This window comes from Rathayibacter caricis DSM 15933 (genome assembly GCF_003044275.1).
GTDB classification, from domain to species: Bacteria; Actinomycetota; Actinomycetes; order Actinomycetales; family Microbacteriaceae; genus Rathayibacter; species Rathayibacter caricis.
In genome coordinates this window covers 729818-752433 of the sequence record NZ_PZPL01000001.1, presented here as the reverse complement: position 1 = coordinate 752433, position 22616 = coordinate 729818, and the positions used below count along the sequence as shown (strand labels likewise).

Here is a 22616-nt window from a genome sequence, read left to right as displayed (position 1 = left end):
GGCCGCGGGGCTCCGCGTGAGGAGCCGGAGATCACGGAGGAGGAGCGGGAGCGCCGCTCCCTCCAATCGGTCCGGCCGCGCCACGACGATCCCGAGCTGCCCGACGACGTGCAGGCGAAGGATCTCGACAAGGTCGCCCGCAACGAGCTCAAGACGCTGACCAAGGAGAACGCCGACTGGGTCGCGATGCACCTGGTGATGGCGGGCCGGCTCCTCGAGGAGGATCCGGAGCTTGCGCACCGGCACGTGCTCTCGGCTGCTCGACGCGCGGGTCGGATCGCCGTCGTGCGCGAGTCCCTCGCGATCTCGGCGTACGCGATCGGGGACTTCGCTCTGGCGCTGCGGGAGCTGCGCACCTACCGCCGCATCTCCGGCTCGGACGAGCAGGTCCCTCTGATGGTCGACAGCGAACGCGGTGTCGGGCGCCCCGACAAAGCGCTCGAGCTCGGACGCTCGATCGACCGCAGTGCACTGACGGTCGGGGCTCAGGTCTCGCTCGCGATCGCGATGTCGGGAGCGCGCCTCGACCTCGGTCAGTCCGAGCTGGCGCTGATGGAGCTCGAGATCCCGCAGCTCGATCCGAACAAGGCGTTCTCGTACAGCCCGGACCTCTTCGCCGCCTATGCGGCCGTGCTCGAGGAGCTCGGGCGCACCGAGGAGGCCGCTCAGTGGCAGCGTCGCGCGGATGTCGCCGCACGAGCGGTCTTCGCGGCCGAGGGCGGTGGCGACGACGAGACGATCGAGGTGGTCGAGGAGGGGGGCGAGGCCTTCGCGGTCCTTCCGGGCGACGACGCTCCCTCCGCAGCCGTCGACGACGAGTCGGAGAGTGCTGACTCGTCGGACGACTCCGATGGAGACGACGAGGACGACCTGGACGAGCCGAGCGAAGCGGACGAGCAGATCGAACTCGACGACCCCGCCGATCCGGACGCCGCTCTCGATCAGACCGTCACCGACGTCGAGCTCGACGGCCCCGCACTCGACCCGGTCCACTCCGACTCCGGTCACACCGAAGCCGCGACCGATACCGCTTCCGACGCCGAGCTGACCGACGTCGCCGCCTCCGACACGACCGACACCGACGAGGAGCCCCGTGTTCAGAACCCCGAAGACTGACCCGTCCCCGCTCGAGGGCCGCGACGCGGTCCTCGCCGACCTCGACGGAGTCGTCTACAAGGGCGCCGACGCGATCCCCTTCGCCGTCGACAGTCTGAACAAAGCCGGCGAGACGCTCCGTGTCGGGTACATCACGAACAACGCGTCCCGCACCGACGCCTCCGTCGCGGCGCACCTGTCCGACCTCGGGCTCGTCGTCGCACCGGAGGACGTCGTCACGTCGCCGCAGGCGGCGGTCGTGCTGCTGGCGGGCCTGGTGCCGGCGGGCTCGACGATCCTCGTCGTCGGCGGGGAGGGTCTGACGACGGAGGTGGAGCGGGCCGGGTTCCGGCTCACCCGCAGCGCCGACGACTCCCCGGCCGCGGTGATCCAGGGCTTCGCGCCCACGGTCGGGTGGGAGCAGCTCGCGGAGGCCTCGTTCGCCCTGCACGCCGGGATCCCGTGGGTCGCGACGAACACCGACTGGACGATCCCCGTCGCGCGGGGCATCGCTCCGGGCAACGGCACGCTCGTCTCAGCGGTGCACACCGCGGTCGGCCGGCTGCCCGTGGTCGCCGGCAAGCCCGAGCGCGCCATCTTCGATGCGGCGACGGCGCGGTTCGGCTCGTCGAATCCGCTGTTCCTCGGCGACCGGCTCGACACCGACATCAAGGGTGCCAACGCCGCCGGGATGGAGAGCGCGCACGTGCTCACCGGGATCGACCGGGCGAAGCAGCTCCTCGCGGCCGACGCGACGCTGCGCCCGACCTACATCCTGGGCGACCTGCGCGAGCTGCACCTCCCGTACCCGGCGACGACGATCGCGCGGAACGGGACCCATTCGGTGCGCTCCGCCAAGGTGCGCCTCGAGGGCGACTCCGTTGTGATCATCGATGCGGGCGACGACGAGCTGGACCTCCTCCGGGCCGCGTGCTCCGTCATCTGGAGCTCGGGCCGGGCGATCTACGGGCTCGAGGTCCCGGAGTCGCTCTACAGCTGATCGCCGGCGGTGGACTCCTCGGCACGGAGGAGTCCACCGAGGCGGATCGCGAGCAGCACTGCGAGCAGGGCGATGACGGCTCCGTAGGCGAACGTCGCCGTGAAAACGACCGAGCCCGCGCCGATGAGGCCGGTCGCGGCGGCGGCGAGGAGGCCGGTCAGCGCGAGCGAGACGGACGCTCCTCCTGAATCGGAGATCTGCAGGGCCGAGCTGTTGAAGCCTTCGCGTCCGGGTGCGGATCGGGCGAGCGTCAGCGTCCCCATCCGGGGGAACATCGTGCCCATGCCGCCCCCCGCGGCGAACCAGCCGACGGCGGCGAGGTACGGCGGGAGCGCGAGCGCCGACGTGAGCAGCACGATCAGCACGCCGACCAGCAGGAGCGACGTGCCCCGACGCATGGCGCCCGCGTGGGTGAGCCGTGTTCCGGGCCGCCCCTGCAGGTTCGAGCCGAGCGCCCACGAGACGGCGCCGGCGGTGAGGACCGCCCCGGCCAGCCACGGCGGCAGGCCGTACTGCTCCGACAGCAGCAGCGGCAGATAGACCTCGGTGCCGAAGAAGGCGGCCGCGACGGCTCCGCGCAGGAGGATCGTGGACGGCAGGACGCCCCGTGCGCGCAGGGTGCCCGGGGGCAGGAGCGCGCGCACGGCGAGGACGACGACCACGATCGCCGCGACGGCGAGCACGCCGGCCGCGTCGGGAGCGATCTCGGCGCTCGTGCTCAGCACCACCACTCCGCCCGCCACGATCACCGCGCGGACGATGCGGACCACGGCCCCGCGATCGAACGGCCGCCGCTCCTGTCGCTCGAGCGCGCGCAGGGTCGGCGCCACGATCGCACTCGCGACGGCCACCAGCAGGACCACCCCGAGGAACACCCAGTGCCAGCTCGCGAGCTCGGCGACGACGCCGGCCGCGAACGGCCCGATGAGCGACGGCACCACCCAGGCCGCGGCGAAGGCGCCGAAGATCCGCGGATGCAGCTCCGGCGGGAAGACCCGCGCGACCAGGACGTAGAGGGTGACGGTGATGCCTCCGCTGCCGAGCCCCTGCAGCAGGCGCGCGGCCACGAACACCTCCATCGAGCCGGCGAGACCGGCGGCCACGAGCCCGAGGGTGAAGAGCAGGATCGCCGTGACCAGCGCCGGGGTCGGTCCGCGTCGATCCGCCGAGGACCCCGCGGTGACCATGCCGACGATGCTCGCGGCGAGCGTCGCGGCGAAGGCCAGCGGGTAGAGATCGCGTCCATCGAGGTCGGCGCTGACGATCGGCATGATCGTCGTCACGGCCAGCGCCTCGAAGGCGCAGAGGAAGACCAGGCTCGTCGTGCCGACCGTGGTCAGGAGGTAGGGCGCGGAGGTGATGCCGCGGCGATCGACTGCACGCACCCGCTCCACACTACGCCGGGCGCGGGCGCTCAGCGGTAGACGGCCCAGTCGTCCTTGGCGAGGACGGTGGGGGTGCCGTCGACCTCGACGAGCCAGCCGGCGTCGTCGCGCTCGAGGTAGCGGCCCTGCAGGATCTCGGGGGCCCAGCCGCCGTCGCGCGACGAGACCCAGCGGACGAAGCGCACCGTTCCTCCGCGGCGGAAGAGTGTGCCGTTGTGGTCGCTCATGTCTGCACTGCTCTCGCTCGGGACGGGTCGAGCTCCGTGGTCGGCTCGGTGACGAGGTGGAGTCCGCGGCGCCCGTTGGCGGCGGCCGAGAGCTCGCGCAGCCAGTGCGCGTTGACCTCGGGTCCGACGGGAGCGTCGTACTCGTACTGCAGCGGGATCGCGGGATGCAGCCACAACTCGCTGTGCCTGCCGTCGGCGTCCGCGTCGATCGACAGTACGAAGGCCTCGCTGCGGCGGAGTTTCGCGGTGATCACGAGCTGCAGGTGAGCGAGCGCGCGGTCGTCGAACGGATGCGCGCTCGGCGGCGTTCCGTACAGCAGACGACCCATCACGCTGCCTTCCTCATCCGGGCGCACGGGGAGGGATCCCGCAGCGTCTCTGCAGGACTCTAGGTACTTGCTAAGTCGGTTAGCTAATCAATACTGGTCCCAGTGCGCTTTCGGTACAGAAGCCCCGGAGGAGTGCTCGAGGTGGTTCGATGGAGCCCGCGAGTACCCGCCCGGGGCGCCTGCCTCGTCCCAGGAAGGCGCACACCCATGGACGTCCGTCCCGATCTCTTCGCCCTGCTCACCCGGCTCCGCTCGGCCGAGCGCGAGTACGACGGACGCGTCGAGTCGAGGCTGGGCATCGGCACCACGGACCTCGCGGCTCTGCGCCTGATCGGGATCGGCGCCGATCGCGACGAGGTGGTCCGCGCGGTCGACCTCGCCGCCGCGATCCGCATCACCACCGCCGCGGTCTCGCTGATGATCGACCGTCTCGTGCGCGCCGGCTACGTCGACCGCGTGGCGGACCCCTCCGACGGCCGTGGCCGGATCCTGTGCCTGACCGAGAGCGCGCAGGCGGCGATCCGCGGCACCGACGAGCCGACCTACGGTGCGATCCGCTCGCTCTCGGCCGGCATCCCCGACGCCGAGGCGGTGCGGTTCGCCGCGCTGCTCACCGGTGTCAGCGACATCCTCGAGGGCCACCCGCCGCCCCTGGCCGCCGCCTGATCCGTCCGCCGCGGTCTCAGCGCTGCAGCGTGGCGCTGGGGTACTCGCCGAAGCGCGCGAGGTAGGCCGAGCTGAAGCGGCCGGGATTGCCGAAGCCCCAGGAGTGGGCGATCGCGGTGACGCTCGCCACGCGCGGATCCGCCGCCGCCAGCTCGGCGTGCGCGGCATCGAGCCGCACCGAGCGGATGTAGGCGATGGGCCGCACCCCGAGCACCCGCTGGAACGCGGACTGCAGGCCGCGCACGCTCAGCCCGGCGACGACGGCGACCTCGGTGGGGCCGATCGGCTCCGACGCGTGCGCGTGGATGAACTCGACCGCCCGACGCAGGCGGGCGTTGCGCGGGAGCAGCAGCTCGGGCGGCGCGACGGCGGCCTCCGGCGGATAGAGCTCGAGCAGCGCCGTGATGGTGCCGCGCGTCAGCTCGTCCCAGAGGAGGTGGCTGACGCGCTCGCTGCGCAGAGCCTGCGCCGAGGCCGACACCGCGGAGCGCCAGTGCTGGACCGCCTGCTCGGTCGGGACGGCGCGGTGATCGAAGCGGAGCGGCCCCAGGAGGCCCTGCTCGGCGGCGACGTTCTCGACCGATGTGCGGCCGAGGTGCACGAGCTTCTGCTCGTAGTCGACGTACTCGAAGCCGAACGCGCGGCCGACGGGGAACAGCTGCGGCCGGCCGGGCACCATCGCGAGCGGCTCCGAGCCGTCGTCGACCGTGGCGCGCCCGCCGACGATCCACTGCACGACGACCTCGTCCGTCACTCCGACCGCGCCGCGGAGCTCGCCGGTCATGCGCGAGGTGCGCAGCGTCATGGCGGCGTCGCCGAGGGCGGCGTACCGGTACGAGAAGGCGCTCTCGCTCGGCAGCGCCGACCACTCGTCGCCGTTGTAGAGGGTGGCGAGGCGGTGGCGGGCCTCGTCGGGGTCGCCGCCGCCGGTGTCCAGCCGGACGCGGGTGCGCTCGTCGTTCACGGGTCGTTCCGAACGGTCGTCAGTGGGTCAGGCGCTCGATGAGCTCGCGGTAGCGGGCAGCGGTCCGCTCGACGATCTCGTGGGGGAGTCTCGGCGGGAGGCCCTGGCCGTCCCAGTTGTCGCTCAGCCAGTCGCGCACGATCTGCTTGTCGAAGGACTGGCCGCGGATCCCGGCGTCGTAGGCGTCGGCGTCCCAGTAGCGGGAGGAGTCGCTCGTCAGGACCTCGTCGCCCAGCGTCACGATGCCGTCGCCGTCGACGCCGAACTCGAACTTGGTGTCGGCCAGGATCACTCCGCGCGCCAGGGCGATCGTCGCCGCCTCCTGGTACACGTGCAGCGAGAGGGTGCGCAGCGCCTCCGCCGCCTCCTCGCCGACGATCTCGACGGTGCGCTCGAAGGTGATGTTCTCGTCGTGCTGACCCTGCGGGGCCTTCCAGGCGGGCGTGTAGATCGGCTCGGGCAGGGCGTCGCCGTCGGACAGGCCCTCGGGGAGCTCCACTCCGCAGACGGTGCCGCTCGCGCGGTACTCCTTCCACCCGCTGCCCGAGAGGTAGCCGCGCACGACGCACTCGATCGGGAACATGTCGAGAGTGGTGACGAGCATGGCGCGGCGGGCGACCGGCTCGGGGATCTCGCCGCGGACGAGGTGGTTCGGGACGTCCTTCAACTGGTGGAACCACCAGAGGGAGAGCTCGGTGAGCAGCTCGCCCTTGCCCGGGATGCCCGGCTCGAGGACGTGGTCGTAGGCGCTGACGCGGTCGCTCGCCACGACCAGCATGCGGTCGGCTCCGAGCACCGGGTCGGCGTCGACCGGGGTGTAGAGGTCGCGGACCTTGCCCGAGTAGGCGTGCTGCCAGCCGGGCAGGGGGATCGAGGAGTCGAAGGAGACGGTCACCGCACCATTCTCCCGGTTTCCGGCGGCGGAGAGGAGCGCTCTCTCGGAACGGATGCGCTGTCAACCACCGGCGCTCGACGGGGGTGCGCGCCTACCGTCGAAGACATGACTTCCGAGAGCACCGCAGACCAGTACACGTTCCAGGACCCGACGAAGATGTACTCCGAGATCGACACGGAGGAGCAGTACCAGGAGGGGGCCGGCCTGGACTCGAAGATGGACGACCTCGCCGACCGCGGCGAGTCGACCTACCGCGGCTCCGGTCGCCTGACCGGCCGCAGGGCGCTCGTCACCGGAGGCGACTCCGGCATCGGCGCAGCCGTCGCGATCGCCTATGCCCGCGAGGGCGCCGACGTCGCGATCGTCTACCTCCCCGAGGAGGAGAGCGACGCGAAGAAGGTCGTCGCGCTGATCGAGGAGGCGGGCCGGAAGGCCGTCGCGATCCCCGGCGACATCACCGACCACGACTTCGCCGTCGGCGCAGTGGCCACGGCGGTCGAGGGCCTCGGCGGCCTCGACATCCTCGTCAACAACGCGGGCAAGCAGCAGTTCGTCGAGGACTTCCTCGAGCTCTCGGACGAGCAGTTCGACGAGACCTTCAAGACGAACGTCTACGCCATGTTCTGGATGACGAAGGCGGCCCTGCCGCACCTCGCTCCCGGCTCCGCGATCATCAGCACCTCGTCGATCCAGGCGTACCAGCCGTCGCCGACGCTGGTCGACTACGCCAGCACCAAGGCCACGATCAACACGTTCTCGAAGGCGCTCTCGCAGCAGCTCGCACCCAAGGGCATCCGCGTGAACGTCGTCGCGCCGGGCCCGATCTGGACGCCGCTGCAGACCGCGGGCGGCCAGCCGCCCGAGAAGCTGCCCGAGGTCGGCTCGCAGACGCCGCTCGGACGCTGGGGCCAGCCGGCGGAGCTCGCTCCCGCCTACGTGTTCCTCGCGTCGGCGGAGTCGAGCTACGTGGTCGGCGAGACGCTGCACGTCAACGGCGGCATGCCCACCCCGTGATCGCGCTGTAACACTCGACAGCGCTGAAGGCCCGGCGGGCACTCGGGGACCACGGTCCTCCGGGTGCTTGCTGGGTCTTCGCTTTTGGTTGTCGTAACAATCGCTCCGCCGAAGGCGAACTGCGCAAGGCTTTCCCCATGACCGATTCCCTGCCGATCCTCGACCTCTCCCGCCTCGACCAGGGCGAGGAGGAGGCCGCCGCCTTCCGCCGCGACCTGCGCGAGACCACCCACGACGTGGGCTTCTTCTACCTCGTCGGTCACGGCGTGCCGCAGGAGCTCCTCGACGACGTCGTCGCCGTCTCCCGTCGCTTCTTCGATCTGCCGGAGGAGGACAAGCTCGCGATCGAGAACACGGCCAGCCCGCAGTTCCGCGGCTACACCCGCTTCGGAGCCGAGCTCACCAACGGCGACGTCGACTACCGCGAGCAGGTCGACATCGGCATCGAGCGCGAGGTCGTCCCGGCCGGACCGGACGTGCCCGACTACCAGCGCCTCGAGGGCCCGAACCTGTGGCCCGAGGCCCTGCCCGAGTTCCGCACCCTTTTCGAGCGCTGGCACGCGGAGCTCGCCGCCGTCGCGATCCGCCTGCTGCGCACCTGGGCCGTCGCCCTCGACGCCCCGGCCGACGTCTTCGACGAGGCCTTCGCCGAGAAGGCGTTCCCCCTGGTCAAGGTCGTCCGCTACCCAGGCACCTCCGACCCTGAGCCCAAGCAGGGCGTCGGCGCGCACCGCGACGGCGGCGTGCTGACCCTGCTGCTGGTCGAGCCCGGCAAGGGCGGCCTGCAGGTCGAGCACGACGGCGAGTGGATCGAGGCGCCCGCGCTGCCCGGCGCGTTCGTCGTCAACATCGGCGAGATGCTGGAGCTCGCGACCGGCGGCTACCTCAAGGCCACGCTGCACCGCGTGATCTCGCCGCTGATCGGCACCGACCGCATCTCGATCCCGTACTTCTTCAACCCCTCGCTCGACTCGACCATGCCGTCGCTGCCGCTGCCCGAGGAGCTCAAGTCGGGCCTGTCGGTCGACCCGACCAACAGCCCGATCCTCGAGACCTACGGCGAGAACGCGCTGCGCTACCGCCTGCGCGCGCACCCGAACGTGGCCGAGGTGCACCACGCCGATCTGCTGGCGCCGACGAGCTGACGCTCGGCACTCTCCGGGACGGGGCGTCCCTCCTCCGCTGCGTGCGGGGCGAGGGGCGCCCCGTTCGTCGTCTCCGAGTGACACGAGGGAAAATGTAGCAACTGCACTGGTTTTGGGTTACCGTCTCCTTCGACCCCTGGAACGGACCGTGCGAAGGAGCATCCCCATGACAGCAGCCACTCAGGCGACCGATCTCGAGCAGGAGGCGGCGCCGCCGAAGCTCGGACGGCTCGGACCGCTCCTCTTCCTCGCCCACGCCGGCTGGATGCTGCCGTTCAGCGCTGCGAACGCGCTCATCCCCGCACTGATGACCGAGATCGATCCCGAGCGCAAGATCGCACTCTTCGCGACGCTCGCTGCAGCGGGTTCGGTGGCGAGCATGATCGCCACGGTCGTCTTCGGCGCTCTGTCGGACCGCACCCGCTCGCGCTACGGCCGTCGCAATCCGTGGATCGTCAGCGGAGGAGTCCTCCTGGGCGCCGCCGCGACGACCATGTCGTTCACGAGCGACTTCGGACTGCTCGTGGTTCTCTGGGTCGTCTTCCAGGTCGGCCTCGCCGTCGTCCTCGCTCCGCTGTTCGCCGTGCTCCCCGAGCGTGTCGGCTCGCAGAACCTGGGCAAGGCGTCCACCCTGATCGGGCTGGGGCAGCTGCTCGCGCAGAGTCTCGGTGCGATCGTCGGAGGCGCCTACATCACGATGCCGCGGGACGGCCTGCGCTGGCTGCCCTGGCTGATCGCGATCGCGATGGTCGTCTTCGTCCTGTTCTCGCGGGAGCCGGACAACCGCGAGGAGCCGCGCGAGGCGTTCTCCGTCGGGGCGCTGCTGAGGAGCTTCGTGCCGCCGAAGGACCGCGACTTCCTGCTGGCGCTCGTCGGGCGGTTCCTCCTGCTGCTGTCGTTCATGATGGTTCTGCTGTACCAGCTGTTCGTCCTCACCGACTACATCGGCCTCGGCCTCGCGGAGGCCGGCGCCGTCATCGGCCTGGGCGGGGTCGTGATGGCGGTCTCCTCCGGCGTCGCCACTCTGGTCTCGGGACCTCTCTCGGACGCGCTGCAGCGCCGCAAGCCGATCGTGATCGCGGCGTCGCTCGTGTTCGCCGTCGGCGAGTTGCCGTTGATCTTCGTCGCGGAGGTCTGGGCGTTCTATGCATTCCTCGCCGTCGGAGGCTTCGCGTACGGCATGTACATCGCGGTCGACCAGGCGCTCCTCGCCGAGGTGCTGCCCAGCGCCGAGAACCGCGGGAAGGACATGGGGATCCTCAACATCGCCAATACGGGCCCGCAGATCATCGCGCCGATCGTCGCCGGGGTCATCGTCTCGACCGCCGGATTCTCGACGGTCTTCACGATCGCGGTCGTCCTGGCGGTGCTCGCCGGCCTCGCGCTGATCCCCATCCGCCGGGTGCGGTGACGTCGGAACCGTCCGCCGCCGGAACGCCGAGGGGGTCGTACGCGAAGAGCGTCGCGCGCCGCCGTGCGATCGTCGAGTCCGCCGCCGCCGAGTTCGGTGAGCGAGGCTACGCCGGGAGCTCGTTGATCCGCATCGGCGAGCCGCTCTCGATGAGCGCGGCGGGGGTGCTGCACCACTTCCCACGGAAGGAGCTGCTCCTCCACGAGGTGCTCGAGTGCCTCGCGCAGTCCCTCCCGCAGGTGCTCGATGTCGACTGCGACGTGCCGGTCGTGATGGTCGCGCTCGCCGCCGGTGCTCTGGAGCAGCCTGAGCATCTCCGGCTCTTGACGAAGCTGGAGCTCGAGGCTGCGGATCCCGCGCATCCCGCGCACGCTTGGTTCCGCGATCGCGACCGGATGCTGCGGGATCGACTCACCGCGGTGGTGCGGCGGTGTCTGAAGCGGGATCGCCTCGCGCTGTCAGATCCCGACCTCGTGGCGGCCGCTCTCGCTGCACTGTGGCGGGGGCTCCGCCTCGAGCTGCTCGGCGACCCGACGACCGACGTCCTGCCTGTCCTCCGCAGGTGCTCCGAGGCGCTCGCACCGACCCGTGTGTCGAGCTGCCCGGGCCGTGATCATGTTGAAATGTAGCAACTGTTCGCTTTTTAGTTCGCAGTCGGTTAGTGTCCTGATCACTGCCGGTCCCCGCCTCCGCGAGGACTGTGCCCCTTCCGAGAACGACCCGATGACGTCGTGGTTCCTGCGTCGTCGAGGCGTCCCTCCGTCCGTCCGACCAGAAGGCCCAGACCTATGACGTCCCTGTCGCTCCCCGTCCTCCCGCTCGCCGGGACCGACGGCACCTCCGCGTCCGACCTCCCTCGCCTCGAGCGGGTCGGTGAGGCCGTCCGCCTGATCGTCGACGGCGCCCCCTACCTCGCCCTCGGCGGGGAGCTCCACAACTCGACCTCGTCCGATCCCGCCTACCTCGACCGGGCCTGCGCTCGTCTGGCGGAGTCGGGCGTCACCACGATCGTGGCGACGACGAGCTGGGACGAGGTCGAGACCACGGAGGGCGCCTTCGACTTCTCGTCCGTGTCCGCCACTCTCGACGTCGCACGCCGGCACGGTCTACGCATCGTGCTGATCTGGTTCGGCGCGTACAAGAACGCCCGGTCCACCTACGCGCCGACCTGGGTCCGCGCCGACCTCGACCGATTCCCCCGGGCGCGTGTCGTCCCCTCCGAGACCGCCGCCCCCTTCAGCTACGTCGGCGCCATGTCCAAGCCCGAGCTGTCCGTCTTCTCACGCGAGCTGCGGGCTGCCGACGCCGCCGCCTACGCCGCCCTGCTGGAGCACCTGCGAGTCGAGGACGCCGAGCACACGGTGATCATGGTGCAGATCGAGAACGAGGTGGGTCTGCTGGGCGGCGGACGCGACATCAGCCCGACTGCTCAGGCGGCGTGGGAGAGCGACGTCCCGGCGGACGTCATCGAGACGGTCCTCCTGCATGAGGAGTTCGCCGGCAGCTGGCTCGCCGAGCGGCTCACGCAGTCCACCGGGAGCTGGGCGGAGGTCTTCGGCGAGGACAACCGCTCGGACGAGCTCTTCATGAGCTGGGGCTTCGCGAGCTACATCGAGGAGCTCGCCGCCCTCGGCAAGGCCGTGCTGCCGCTCCCGACGCTCGTGAACGCCTGGCTCGGACCGCAGCCCGGGCAGACACAGGCGGGCCAGTACCCCAGCGGCGGACCGACCTCGGCGATGATCCCGGTCTGGGAGTCTCTCGCCCCGTCGATCGACATCATCGCGCCGGACATCTACGTTCAGGACTCGGAGCCGGTCATGCGCGAGTACTCGCGCGGAGGCCGTGCGCTCCTCATCCCCGAGGCACGGTTCCGCGTCGCCGACCTCTTCCTCGCGCTGGCGCGGTACAACGGAGTGGGCTACTGCGCATTCGGCGTCGAGGACGGCCGTCCGGGCAACCAGTTCTTCACGGCCTCCAGCCTCCTGACCAGCCAGACGGAGGCGGTCGTCCACGCTCAGGCCGCGGGCCGCATCCGCGCAGTCCTGCTCGAGGGGGAGGAGCCGCAGACCTTCTCGTTCGGCGAGTACACCGTCACGGTGCACGACACCGCCGCGTTGTTCACGCGGGTGCTGCTCGACGCCGGAGTGGCGCGACCGGTCTCGCGCCCCGAGCTCGAGCTCGAGAGCTCCGCCGGCCCCTTCGGCCCCGATCCGGCGGACGACCGGGCGTTCGGCGCGATCCTCCAGGTGGCGGACGACGAGTTCCTCCTCCTCGGGACCGGCTTCACCGTCGACTTCGCCCACTCGCTCGACGTCGTCGAACTCGACCGGGTCCGCGAGCTCCGGCAGGAGGACGGCGACTGGATCGAGGGTCGGCTCCTGAACGGCGACGAGCACATGAGGCTCGTGCCCACAGGGGAGATCGGCGGCTCGCGCGTCCGTCTTCTCCGCCACCGGGCGCAGTAGCGGCCCGCCCCCATCGTCCGCCCCGCACCGGGGCGGCACCACCCGTCTCCGGGCCCGCTTCGCTGCGGGCACCGGCCGACGTCCGCCGTGCCCGCGTGAGGACCGCGCACGGTTCCCCGACGAGGTCCTCGCTCGACATCCCCCACCAAGGAGTACATCAATGACGATCCGTACACGCACCCTCCGACTCGGAGCGGCCGCAGCGGTCGCTGCGCTCGCGATGACCGGATGCGCCCCCGGTGGGGGCGGCGGAGCCGCCTCCACCGACCTCACCCTGGCGACGTCCTTCGACTTCCAGTCGTTCGATCCGGGCGAGCTCACCACCGGCGGCGAGGCACCCCAGTACTGGATGCCGGTCTACGACACCCTGCTGACCTCGGAGCCGGACGGCTCCCTGAGCCCGGGACTCGCGACCAGCTGGTCCTACGACGAGACGAACACCGCGCTCACGCTCGAGCTGCGTGACGATGTCACGTTCTCGGACGGGGCGGCGTTCGACGCCGAGGCGGTCAAGGCGAACATCGAGCACGCGGCGGCCGGTTCCGGCGCTGACAAGTGGCGCTCCGCGTCGATCGCCGAGGTCGAGGTGATCAGCCCGACCGAGGTCGAGTTCACCCTCGCGCAGCCGGACCCGTTCCTGCTCACCAATCTCGCGTTCAGCGCCGGCGCCATGGGTTCTCCCGATGCTCTCGAGAACGCCGACCTCGCCCTGAACCCCGTCGGGTCCGGTCCCTACGTCCTCGACACCGCAGCCACCACCGTGGGCTCGACCTTCGTCTACACGAAGAACCCGGACTACTGGGACGCCGAGGCGTGGCCGTACGAGAAGATCAGCCTGAAGGTGATCGCCGACGTGACCGCCCGGGTCAACGCGGTCAAGTCCGGGCAGGCCGACGGCGCCTGGATCGACCAGGCCACCTCGACCGGCTTCGACGCGTCCGACTTCACGCTCTACTCCGACCCCGTCGACTGGGTGGGCGTCAACATCGCCGACCGCGACGGAGCCACCCAGCCGGCGCTGAAGGACGTGCGCGTCCGCCAGGCCATCGCGATGGCGTTCGACCGCGAAGCGATCCTCGACAGCATCGACGGCGGCGCAGGGACCGTCACGGAGCAGATGTGGAGCGAGGGCACGTCCGCGTACGACCCCGCTCTCGAGGGGACCTATCCGTACGACCCCGCGCGGGCGAGGGAGCTGCTCGCCGAAGCGGGCTACCCCGACGGCTTCTCCGTCGAGATGGCGGATTTCACGTTCCGTGCGAAGTACCAGCCGATCCTGCAGAAGTACCTCGCCGACATCGGCATCACCGTGACCTACGTGCCGATCAACCCGGCGAACCTCTTCCAGGAGTTCGCGAACCCGCGGTTCAGCCTGCAGATAGCGAGCATCGGCGGCGGAGCCGACTCGTGGGACACCCTCACCTCGGTCCTGCCCGACGGCTTCTTCAACCCGTTCCACACGACCACGCCGGAGCTCGAGGGCATCGTCGAGCAGATCCGCAGCACGAGCGGCGAGGAGCAGGCGAGCGCCTACCAGGCGGCCAACCGCTACGTGACCGAGAACGCGTGGGTCGCACCCTGGTACAAGGTCGACAGCTTCTACGTCACCTCCGCCGACACCACCACCGAGCGCCTCTTCGGCTCGGTCGCGCCGCTGATCAGCAGCTTCGCACCCGCATCCTGACACTGCGTTCCCGCAGGGGCCGGTCGTCCGGCCCCTGCGGGAACGCGAACCTAACAGAGGCACACAGTGGTCGCATTCATCGCGCGCCGGCTGATCGCAGGGATCCTCCTCATCCTGTCGGTCTCCGTCGTGACGTTCTTCCTGGTCTACTCCAGCGGGGCCGACATCGCCCGCAACATCCTCGGCCAGACAGCCACCGAGGAGGCTGTCCGACAGCGCGCCGAGGAACTCGGACTCACGCAGCCGATCTGGCAGCAGTACCTGGACTGGCTCGGCGGCGCCCTCACCGGGAATCTGGGCAGCTCCTTCTACAACAACCAGCCGGTGACCGACGCGCTCGCCAACCGCGTGCCCGTCACCCTGTCGGTCGTCATCGGAGCGGTCCTGGTCGTCGCCGTGTTCTCGGCGCTTCTCGGCGTGCTCGCAGCGGTGCGCCGGGGATGGATCGACCGCGTCGTCCAGGTCTTCAACGTGGTCGCGAACGCGATCCCGAACTTCTGGCTCGCGCTCGTCCTCGTGATCGCCTTCGCGATCACGATCCCGCTGTTCCCCGCGACCGGCTACACCCGGTTCCAGGACGACCCGGCCGCGTGGCTGATGGGCCTCGTCCTCCCGATCGCCTCCCTCGCCTTCGGCGGCCTGTCGGTCGCCTCCATCGTGCGCAGCTCGATGATCGACGTCCTCCGGCAGGACTACATCCGGACTCTGCGGTCCCGCGGCCTGTCGGGCCGCGAGATCCTCTACGTCCACGCCCTCCGCAACGCGGCGGCCCCCTGGCTGACCCTCCTCGGGCTGCAGTTCATCGGCCTGATCGGGGGAGCCGTGGTCATCGAGAAGGTCTTCGCCCTGCCCGGTCTGGGCAGCCTCACCGTCTCGGCGGCGCTCCAGGGCGACGTGCCGATCATCATGGGCGTCGTCCTCGTCGTCGTGGTGCTGGTCGTCCTGATCTACCTCCTCATCGACCTGGCCAACGCCTGGCTCAACCCGAAGGTGCGTGCACGATGACCGCAGTGATCGACCCCCGCTCGGCCGTCGACGGACGTCCACCCGCGCGACGAGGAGCTCTTCGGCGCTTCGTCTCGAATCCGCTCGGCCTGGTCTCGGCGGGGATCCTCGCGGTGATCGTGCTCTCGGCGCTCCTCGCTCCGTGGATCACGCCGAACGATCCTGCGTTCGCGGATCTCACCCAGGTGAACTCCTCGCCGAACGCCGACTACCTCCTCGGCGGTGACGGGTCGGGTCGCGACATCCTGAGCAGGCTCCTCGCGGGAGCGCGGCTCACGCTGCTCGCCGGACTGATCGTCGCGGTGGTCGCCCTCACCCTCGGCCTCGCGGGCGGCCTGCTCGCCGGCTACGTCGGACGCTGGGTCGACTCGTCTCTGAACTTCATCACCGACGTGATCATGGCCTTGCCCGCGATGATCCTGCTGGTCGCCCTCTTCGCGGTCTTCGGGCCGAACGTCAGCATCGCCATGACCGCGTTCGGGATCCTGGTGTCGCCCTTCATCTACCGCCTGGTGCGCACGGTCGTCCGCGGCGTGCGCAACGAGCTCTACGTCGACGCGGCGCGGGTCTCCGGCCTGAGCGACACCCGCATCGTGACGCGCCACGTCCTCGCCGCCGTGCGGGCACCGCTGATCATCGTCGGCGCCAACACCGTCGGCGCCGGTATCGCGATCCAGGCGGGCCTGGAGTTCCTCGGCCTCGGCGACCCCTCCGCTCCGACCTGGGGCGGGATGCTCAACGACGCGTTCCTCAACATCTACAGCGCGCCGGTCAACGTCGTCTGGCCCGGCCTCGCCATCGGACTGACCATCGGCTCGCTCAGCCTCCTGGCCAACGCTCTCCGAGACGCGCTCGAGGACACCGCGCCCGTCAGGACCCGCGCCCAGGAGAGACTGACGACCGAGGCGATCCGCACCGGCCGCATCCCCGCGGTCGATGCGGTCGAGCCCGACGGCGAGCTCCTGGTGTCGGTGCGCGACCTGCGCATCGGCTACCCGGACGGGCAGGGCGCCGAGAAGGTCGTCGTCAGCGGCGTCGACCTCAGCATCGCCCGGGGCGAGATCGTGGGCCTCGTCGGCGAGTCAGGATCCGGCAAGTCGCAGACGGCCTTCGCGATCCTCGGACTCCTCCCGCCCACAGCCCGCATCCTCGGAGGCTCCGTGCGCGTCGCCGGGCACGAGATGGCCGAGATCGACGACCGCGACCTGCGGGCCCTCCGAGGAACGACGATCGCCTACGTGCCGCAGGAGCCGATGTCGAACCTCGATCCGTCGTTCACCGTCGGGCATCAGCTCGTCGTGCCGATGCGCCGCCGGCTCGGACTGGGAAGACAGGAGGCGAAGGCCCGCGCACTCGATCTGCTCGACCGCGTGGGGATCGCCGACCCCCGTCGCACCTTCACCTCGTACGCCCACCAGATCTCGGGCGGGATGGCCCAGCGCGTGCTGATCGCGGGGGCGATCTCGTGCGACCCCGAGCTCCTCGTCGCCGACGAGCCCACCACGGCGCTCGACGTCACCGTGCAGGCGGAGGTCCTCGACCTCCTCCGCGACCTTCAGAAGGAGAGGACGATGGGGATGCTCCTCGTCACGCACAACTTCGGCGTCGTCGCCGACATCTGCGACCGCGTCGCCGTGATGCAGCAGGGCCGGATCGTCGAGACGGGCGCCGTGGACGAGAGCTTCGCGCATCCGCGCCACCCGTACAGCCGTTCGCTTCTCGGCTCGACCCTCGAGAGCCGCCCGCCCCGTCGTGAGCGGGACGCCCTGGATGGAGTGGCGCGATGACCGCGCTGGTCGAGACGCGGGACCTGGCCGTCAGCTACCCAGGGCGCACCGCTCTCGCCAAGCCCGTGCCGGTCCTGTCGGGCGTCTCGATCGCGATCGAGCCCGGGCGCACGCTCGGCCTCGTCGGCGAATCCGGCTCCGGGAAGACGACTCTGGGCCGCGCGATCCTCGGGCTCGCCCCGGTCACAGCCGGCTCGATCCTGTTCGAGGGCAGGGACGTCTCGCACCTGCACCGTCGCGGTCGGCGTGCGCTCGCGGCCGACATCCAGGTCGTGTTCCAGGATCCGTACACGTCGCTGAACCCGAGCATGACGATCGAGCAGATCCTCGCCGAGCCGCTGTGGGCGTCCGGTACGGGCAAGGCCGAGGCGCGGAGGAAGGTGCGATCGCTCCTGTCCGACGTGGGCCTCCCCGCGGACTCGGCCGACCGGCTGCCGCGCGAGTTCAGCGGCGGCCAACGGCAGCGCATCGCCATCGCCCGTGCGCTCGCCCTGCAGCCGAAGCTCATCGTCTGCGACGAGCCCGTCTCGGCCCTCGACCTGACCACCCAGGCCCGGGTGCTCGACCTGTTCATCGACATCCAGGCGAGCACGGGAGTCTCATACCTCTTCGTCACGCACGACCTCGCCGTGGTGCGCTACATCGCTCACGAGGTCGCGGTGATGCAGGGCGGAACGATCGTGGAGCAGGGCGATGCCGCGGCGGTGACCGAGCATCCCCGGCATCCGTACACGCAGCAGCTGCTGCTCGCGGCGCCGATCCCGGATCCCGCGGCCCAGCGGGAGCGGCGGGCTCAGCGCCAGCAGCTCGCGTCGACGCTCCCGTGACCGCCGGCGGAGGGGCGCCGCGCTCCTCCGCTCTCGGAGCGACGCGCGCTCGGGCGGCTAGGTTGGTCTGATGGAGCAGACCGAGCGTGCCCGCCCGCGCGGCCCCTACGCGAAGACGGCTCAGCGCCGGCAGGAGATCATCGAAGCGGCGACGACGGTGTTCGCGGCGCGGGGGTATCACGGCGGGTCGCTCCGTGACATCGCGCGCCAGCTGGACCTCAGCCTCACCAGCGTCGTCCACCACTTCGGATCGAAGTACATCCTGCTGGAGGCCGTGCTCGAGCGGGCGAACGAGACGGGACTGGTGTCGTTCGAGAGCGACTGCCGCGAGCTCGGTGTCGTGATCGCGTCGATGCGTCTCGTCCGGTTCAACCTTCAGCGACCGGAGCTGCTGCGCATCCTCGCGATGCTGGCCGCGGAAGCGTCCTCGACCGACCATCCGGCTCACCAGTGGTTCGTCGACCGGTACCGCTCGACGGTCGGGGCGTACCGCGACGCCCTCCGGGTGGATCAGGCGGCGGGGCGGATCGATCCGTCGAGGGACGTCGGGCGCCTCGCCGAGATCCTGGTCGGCACCTGGGACGGACTGCAGCTGCAGTGGCTGATCGACCCCACCCGCGACATGGAAGCCGCGATGCGGGCCTACTTCGCCGCGATGCTCCCCGAAGCTCCGGTCGAGGATCCGGTCGCGCCGTCCGTCTGAGAGGGCTCAGAGCCAGAGCACGACGTGCCGGCCGGCGATCGGCTCGACCGCGACCGGGGTGTCGTAGAGCGCCTCGAGATGCGGCGCCGTCAGCACCTCGGCCACCGGGCCGTGGTGCACCACCCGGCCGTCGCGGATCGCGACGATGTCGTCCGCGAACTGCGCGGCGACGTTGATGTCGTGCAGGACGACGACCACGGTCATCCGCTTCTCGTCGGCGAGTCGGCGCAGGAGCTTCATCAGCACGACGCCGTGGCGCGGGTCGAGGTTGTTGAGCGGCTCGTCGAGGAGGAGGTGGTCGGTGTCCTGCGCGAGGGCCATCGCGACGAACGCGCGCTGGCGCTGGCCTCCTGAGAGCTCGTCGAGGTAGCGCTCGCGGACGGCGCCGAGGTCGAGGGCCTCGATCGCGGCATCGACGAGGGCGCGGTCCTCGGGGGTGCGGCCCGTTCCTCCGTGCGGGAAGCGGCCGTAGGCGACGAGGTCGTCGACGCTCAAGCGGATCGCGAAGTGGTTGTCCTGGCGGAGGATCGCCAGACGCTTCGCGATGTCGCGGGAGCGGGTGGTCGCGACGTCCAGGTCGTCGACGGCGACGGATCCGCTCTCGGCCTTGAGCAGGCGGCCGATGGTGGAGAGGAGCGTCGACTTGCCGGAGCCGTTGGGCCCGATGATCGCGGTGAGGCCGGTGCCGAGCTCGAGCGAGACGTCGTCGACCGCGAGGGTGCGGCCGTGGCGGGTGGTGACGGAGGTGGTGCGGATCATGTCAGCGAGCCCTTCCGGTGAGCACGAGCAGGATGAAGAGGACGCCGCCGACGAACTCGATGACGACGGGCAGCTCGGTGCCGAAACCGAGCACCCGGTCGAGGACGAGCTGCCCGCCGACCAGCGCGACGACTCCGATCGCCACCGCAGCGGGGATGCTGCGCGCGTGCCGGTGGCCGACCGCTCCGTAGGCGACGTTCGCGACGATCAGCCCGAAGAAGGTGACCGGACCGACGAGCGCGGTCGACGCGGCGACCATGAGGGCGATCGCGACGATCGTGTGCAGCACGACCCGGCGGTGCTCGACTCCGAGCGACACCGCGGTCGCCTCGCCGAGGGCGAGCACGTCGAGGGAGCGGCGGATCGGCCACAGCGACGCGATCGCGGCGACGACCACGAGGCCGGTCGGCAGGAGCAGCTCGCGGTCGACCGAGGTGAAGCTCGCGAAGGTCAGGTCCTGCACGATCGCGAAGGTGTCCGGATCGAGGAGCCGCTGGAGGAACGACGTGACCGACCGCAGCAGCACCCCGAGCACCAGGCCTGCGAGCACGATCACGTGCAGGTCGAGCCTGCGGCGCACGAACAGCCAGGAGTAGAGGGCGACGACGACGCCGGCCATCAGCAGGAGCTCCACCAGCCACGAGGCGAGAGGCGGAGCGGCGACGAGGATCGTGGGGCCGATCACGAACGCGCTCACGACCTGGATCATCAGGAAGACGGCGTCGAAGCCCATGATGCCGGGGGTCAGGATGCGGTTGGCCGTGACGGTCTGGAACAGGACGGTCGCGACTCCGATCGCCGCCGCCGCGATGACCATGCCGAGCACGGTGCGGCCGCGGAGGCCCAGCGCGTACTCCCACTTCCCGGGCAGGTCGGTGAGCAGGTAGAGCGCGACCGCGAGGGCGGCGGCGCCCGTCAGCAGGGCGAGGCGGACGGAGGGAGAGCGCAGCGCGGTCACGGGGCGACGCTCCGTCTGCGGCGGCGCGCGGTGTCGGCCGGGCCGATGAGCAGGCGGAGGAACACGACTCCGCCGACCACGCCCATCACGAGCGAGATCGGCAGCTCGAAGGGGAAGCGGACGGTGCGGCCGATGAGGTCGCAGACCAGGACCAGCGCGGCCCCGAGCAGAGCGACGAGCGGGACGGAGCGGCGCATGCTGTCGCCGACCATCCGGCTGACGAGGTTGGGGACGATGAGGCCGAGGAACGGGAGGGCTCCCGTGACCACGATCATCACTCCGGTGACCGCGGCGATGATGACGACTCCGGTGAGCATGACCGCGCGGGTGTCGAGGCCGAGACCGCGGGCGGTGTCCTCGCCGAGGGCGGCGACGGTGAAGCGGTCCGCCGCGATCCAGGCGACCGCCGCGGCGGCCGCGGCGACCCAGAGCATCTCGTAGCGGCCGCGGAGGATGCCCGAGAAGTCGCCGATGCCCCAGTTGAGCAGCTCCTGCAGCGTGTCGGTGCGGTAGGCGATGAACGCGGCGACGGCGCCGATCACTCCGCCGTAGAGGATGCCGACGACCGGCACGAGCACGCTCGAGCGCGACGGGATGCGGCGCGCCAACGCGAGGAAGCCGAGGACACCGGCGAGGGCGCCGAGTGCGGCCAGCGCGGCCTTCGCCCCGACGGGCAGCTCGGGGGCGAGGAGGAGGACCGCGAGCAGGGCGAGGGTCGCGGCGTCCGTCGCCCCGGTCGTGCCCGGCTCGACGAGGCGGTTGCGGGTGAGCAGCTGCATGATCAGGCCGGTGACGGCGAAGGCCGAGCCGGCGAGCACGAGCGCGAGGGTGCGGGGGAGGCGGCTCTCGACGAGCACGAACGCGTCGAGCTCGGCGACGCCGAGGAACAGCGAGATCGTCGCGAGGACGGCCACGAGGACCGTCCCCGCGACGATCAGCGCGCGGGGGGAGGGGCGGGTCACGCTCGGGAGCGGCTCCGGTCAGCTCTGCATCGCGTCGTGCACGGTCTCGAGCACGTTCTGCACGGCGGTCAGGCCGTTGATGACGATGTAGAGCTCGCTCGCGGGCAGCAGCACGACGTGGTCGTCCTGCGCGGCGGGCGTCTGGGCGACGAGCGCGTTGTCGAGCGTCTGCTCGGCGGTGCTGCCCTCACCGGTCGCGGCACCGCGGTCGAACGCGAAGATCCACTCCGGAGCGGCGCTGAGGATGAACTCGTTGGTCACGGTGTCGCCGTGCGGCGATCCCTCAGCGCCGGGCAGCTCGGCCGCGGCGACCGCGGGGGTGAAGCCGAGGCCGTCGAAGAAGTAGCCGAAGCGCGAGCCCTCGCCGAAGGCGCCGTACTCGCCGCCCGAGACCGAGAGGACGAGGGCGGTGCCCGAGGCGTCTGCCGTGATGGAGTCGACGAGCTCCTCGGTCGCGGCGGCCTGCTCGGCGACCTCGTCCTCGCGCTCGAAGATCTCGCCGAGCTGAGCGGCGCGCTCGAGGGCGGCCGCGGGGTCGAAGGTGCCGGCGTAGCTGCCGGTCAGGTCGATCGTGGTGGCGATCTCGGACAGCTCGTCGTACTGGCCGGTGCTGCGGGCCGCCGTGACGATGAGGTCGGGCTCGAGCTCGGCGACCGCCTCGAAGTCGGGCTCGAAGAGCGTGCCCACCTTGGGCAGGTCGGCGTACTCCGAGAGGTAGTCGGGGAGGGTGACGTCGGGGATCGCGACGACCGCGTCTCCGGCGCCGATCGCGTGGAGCGTATCGAGCGTGGCGATGTCGAAGGTGACGACGGCCTCGGGGGACACGGGCACCTCGACCGACGTGCGGGCGGTCTCGCGGTCCTCCTGGTACGACTGCTCACCGTCCTCGTCGACGAGGACGAGGGTGGGCTTCGCGTTCTCGACGACGATCGTCTCGGCGGTCGCCGGGGCGGCTTCGGAGGCGCCGGAGGAGCACGCCGAGAGGGCGAGCGCGGCGACGGCGAGGCCGGCGAGGGGCAGGGCGGAACGGAGTCTCGGTGAGGGGTGCATGAGGGTAGGCTACCCTAAGTGTGAGAGCGGCTCTCAGGGAGCGGCACGGGATGTGCGCTCAGGAGCCGAGATCGCGAGCCCGCTCGAAGGCCCGGCGGAGCTCGTCGCGCTTGCCCGGCTGCTTGAGCGCCAACGGCGCGGGGCAGCGCGGGGGCGGCTCGATATGCCCTCTGCCGCCGTCGGAAGGATCTCGATACGCCCTGCGGGCTACTCGATCAGCAGAAGATACGCCCTGCGGGCTACTCGATCAGCAGACGTACGCCCTGCGGGCTACTCGATCAGCAG

22 protein-coding genes and 1 pseudogene are annotated in these 22616 nt (G+C 70.9%); 14 read left to right on the top strand and 9 right to left on the bottom strand.

The window, feature by feature from the left end; translation table 11 throughout:
- Positions 1–108: 108 nt before the first annotated feature.
- Complete coding sequence (locus C1I63_RS03505; protein WP_107573791.1) at positions 109–1116, top strand: tetratricopeptide repeat protein; 1008 nt, start codon at positions 109–111, stop codon at positions 1114–1116.
- Positions 1094–2095 carry an HAD-IIA family hydrolase gene (locus C1I63_RS03500; RefSeq protein WP_107573790.1) on the top strand — a complete coding sequence of 334 codons (1002 nt, stop codon included), beginning with the start codon at positions 1094–1096 and terminating at the stop codon, positions 2093–2095. Before C1I63_RS03505 ends, C1I63_RS03500 begins: the two co-directional genes overlap by 23 nt.
- Here the strand turns inward: C1I63_RS03500 and C1I63_RS03495 are convergent.
- From C1I63_RS03495 to C1I63_RS03485, 3 genes are read right to left on the bottom strand one after another with little or no spacing between them, the layout of a single operon-like run.
- Positions 2086–3480 (bottom strand): MFS transporter, encoded by a 1395-nt coding sequence (locus C1I63_RS03495; RefSeq protein ID WP_244906972.1) that lies wholly within the window; start codon positions 3478–3480, stop codon positions 2086–2088. The two genes, C1I63_RS03500 and C1I63_RS03495, sit on opposite strands and share 10 nt — an antisense overlap.
- A 29-nt stretch (positions 3481–3509) precedes the next feature.
- On the bottom strand, positions 3510–3707 hold the full coding sequence (locus C1I63_RS03490; RefSeq protein ID WP_055789142.1) for a hypothetical protein: 198 nt from the start codon (positions 3705–3707) through the stop codon (positions 3510–3512).
- Positions 3704–4036, bottom strand: a complete 333-nt coding sequence (locus C1I63_RS03485) for a DUF7882 family protein (protein ID WP_107573788.1) — start codon at positions 4034–4036, stop codon at positions 3704–3706. Before C1I63_RS03485 ends, C1I63_RS03490 begins: the two co-directional genes overlap by 4 nt.
- A gap of 207 nt (positions 4037–4243) precedes the next feature.
- On the opposite strand from C1I63_RS03485, the gene C1I63_RS03480 reads away from it, so the two are divergent.
- The gene (locus tag C1I63_RS03480) at positions 4244–4702 is read left to right on the top strand and encodes a MarR family winged helix-turn-helix transcriptional regulator (protein ID WP_056868525.1); all 459 of its coding nucleotides are present in this window, start codon (positions 4244–4246) and stop codon (positions 4700–4702) included.
- 16 nt (positions 4703–4718) lie between these two features.
- Here the strand turns inward: C1I63_RS03480 and C1I63_RS03475 are convergent, their stop codons facing one another.
- Both C1I63_RS03475 and C1I63_RS03470 read right to left on the bottom strand, forming a co-directional pair.
- A complete protein-coding gene (locus C1I63_RS03475; protein WP_107573787.1) occupies positions 4719–5666 on the bottom strand; it encodes an AraC family transcriptional regulator in 948 nt (315 codons plus the stop codon).
- Between the two features lie 19 nt (positions 5667–5685).
- Positions 5686–6561 carry a phosphoribosylaminoimidazolesuccinocarboxamide synthase gene (locus C1I63_RS03470; protein WP_107573786.1) on the bottom strand — a complete coding sequence of 292 codons (876 nt, stop codon included), beginning with the start codon at positions 6559–6561 and terminating at the stop codon, positions 5686–5688.
- 105 nt (positions 6562–6666) lie between these two features.
- Here C1I63_RS03470 and C1I63_RS03465 point away from each other — a divergent pair, with 105 nt between their 5' ends.
- From C1I63_RS03465 to C1I63_RS03420, 11 genes and pseudogenes are all read left to right on the top strand, one after another.
- Entirely contained in the window at positions 6667–7575 is a 909-nt protein-coding gene (locus tag C1I63_RS03465; RefSeq protein WP_107573785.1) for a glucose 1-dehydrogenase, read from the top strand.
- A gap of 137 nt (positions 7576–7712) precedes the next feature.
- Positions 7713–8720: an isopenicillin N synthase family dioxygenase gene (locus C1I63_RS03460; RefSeq protein WP_107573784.1), complete on the top strand. Its 1008-nt coding sequence runs from the start codon at positions 7713–7715 to the stop codon at positions 8718–8720.
- Between the two features lie 166 nt (positions 8721–8886).
- A complete protein-coding gene (locus C1I63_RS03455) occupies positions 8887–10131 on the top strand; it encodes an MFS transporter (RefSeq protein ID WP_107573783.1) in 1245 nt (414 codons plus the stop codon).
- Positions 10128–10328, top strand: a pseudogene (locus C1I63_RS20425) (TetR/AcrR family transcriptional regulator); the annotation flags it as partial. The gene C1I63_RS03455 and the pseudogene C1I63_RS20425, both read left to right, overlap by 4 nt.
- Positions 10329–10337: 9 nt before the next feature.
- Positions 10338–10760 (top strand): hypothetical protein, encoded by a 423-nt coding sequence (locus tag C1I63_RS03450; RefSeq protein ID WP_244906971.1) that lies wholly within the window; start codon positions 10338–10340, stop codon positions 10758–10760.
- Positions 10761–10919: 159 nt separating this feature from the next.
- Positions 10920–12596, top strand: coding sequence for a DUF5597 domain-containing protein (locus C1I63_RS03445; protein WP_107573782.1), 1677 nt, complete (start codon positions 10920–10922; stop codon positions 12594–12596).
- 160 nt (positions 12597–12756) lie between these two features.
- Positions 12757–14280: an ABC transporter substrate-binding protein gene (locus C1I63_RS03440; protein ID WP_107573781.1), complete on the top strand. Its 1524-nt coding sequence runs from the start codon at positions 12757–12759 to the stop codon at positions 14278–14280.
- A gap of 66 nt (positions 14281–14346) precedes the next feature.
- On the top strand, positions 14347–15285 hold the full coding sequence (locus C1I63_RS03435; RefSeq protein ID WP_107573780.1) for an ABC transporter permease: 939 nt from the start codon (positions 14347–14349) through the stop codon (positions 15283–15285).
- A complete protein-coding gene (locus C1I63_RS03430) occupies positions 15282–17072 on the top strand; it encodes a dipeptide/oligopeptide/nickel ABC transporter permease/ATP-binding protein (protein ID WP_107573779.1) in 1791 nt (596 codons plus the stop codon). The genes C1I63_RS03435 and C1I63_RS03430 overlap by 4 nt, the downstream gene beginning before the upstream one ends.
- The gene (locus C1I63_RS03425) at positions 17069–17899 is read left to right on the top strand and encodes an ATP-binding cassette domain-containing protein (protein ID WP_107573778.1); all 831 of its coding nucleotides are present in this window, start codon (positions 17069–17071) and stop codon (positions 17897–17899) included. The genes C1I63_RS03430 and C1I63_RS03425 overlap by 4 nt, the downstream gene beginning before the upstream one ends.
- Positions 17900–17969: 70 nt before the next feature.
- Positions 17970–18602: a TetR/AcrR family transcriptional regulator gene (locus tag C1I63_RS03420; protein WP_107573777.1), complete on the top strand. Its 633-nt coding sequence runs from the start codon at positions 17970–17972 to the stop codon at positions 18600–18602.
- Between the two features lie 6 nt (positions 18603–18608).
- On the opposite strand, the gene C1I63_RS03415 is transcribed toward C1I63_RS03420, so the two are convergent.
- The 4 genes from C1I63_RS03415 to C1I63_RS03400 are packed head-to-tail and all read right to left on the bottom strand — an operon-like array spanning position 18609 to position 22331.
- On the bottom strand, positions 18609–19361 hold the full coding sequence (locus C1I63_RS03415; protein ID WP_107573776.1) for an iron ABC transporter ATP-binding protein: 753 nt from the start codon (positions 19359–19361) through the stop codon (positions 18609–18611).
- Between the two features lies 1 nt (position 19362).
- Positions 19363–20319 carry an iron chelate uptake ABC transporter family permease subunit gene (locus C1I63_RS03410; protein WP_107573775.1) on the bottom strand — a complete coding sequence of 319 codons (957 nt, stop codon included), beginning with the start codon at positions 20317–20319 and terminating at the stop codon, positions 19363–19365.
- Positions 20316–21281 (bottom strand): iron chelate uptake ABC transporter family permease subunit, encoded by a 966-nt coding sequence (locus C1I63_RS03405; RefSeq protein WP_211315559.1) that lies wholly within the window; start codon positions 21279–21281, stop codon positions 20316–20318. The genes C1I63_RS03410 and C1I63_RS03405 overlap by 4 nt, the downstream gene beginning before the upstream one ends.
- 18 nt (positions 21282–21299) lie before the next feature.
- Positions 21300–22331, bottom strand: a complete 1032-nt coding sequence (locus C1I63_RS03400) for a siderophore ABC transporter substrate-binding protein (protein ID WP_107573774.1) — start codon at positions 22329–22331, stop codon at positions 21300–21302.
- Positions 22332–22616: the final 285 nt, after the last annotated feature.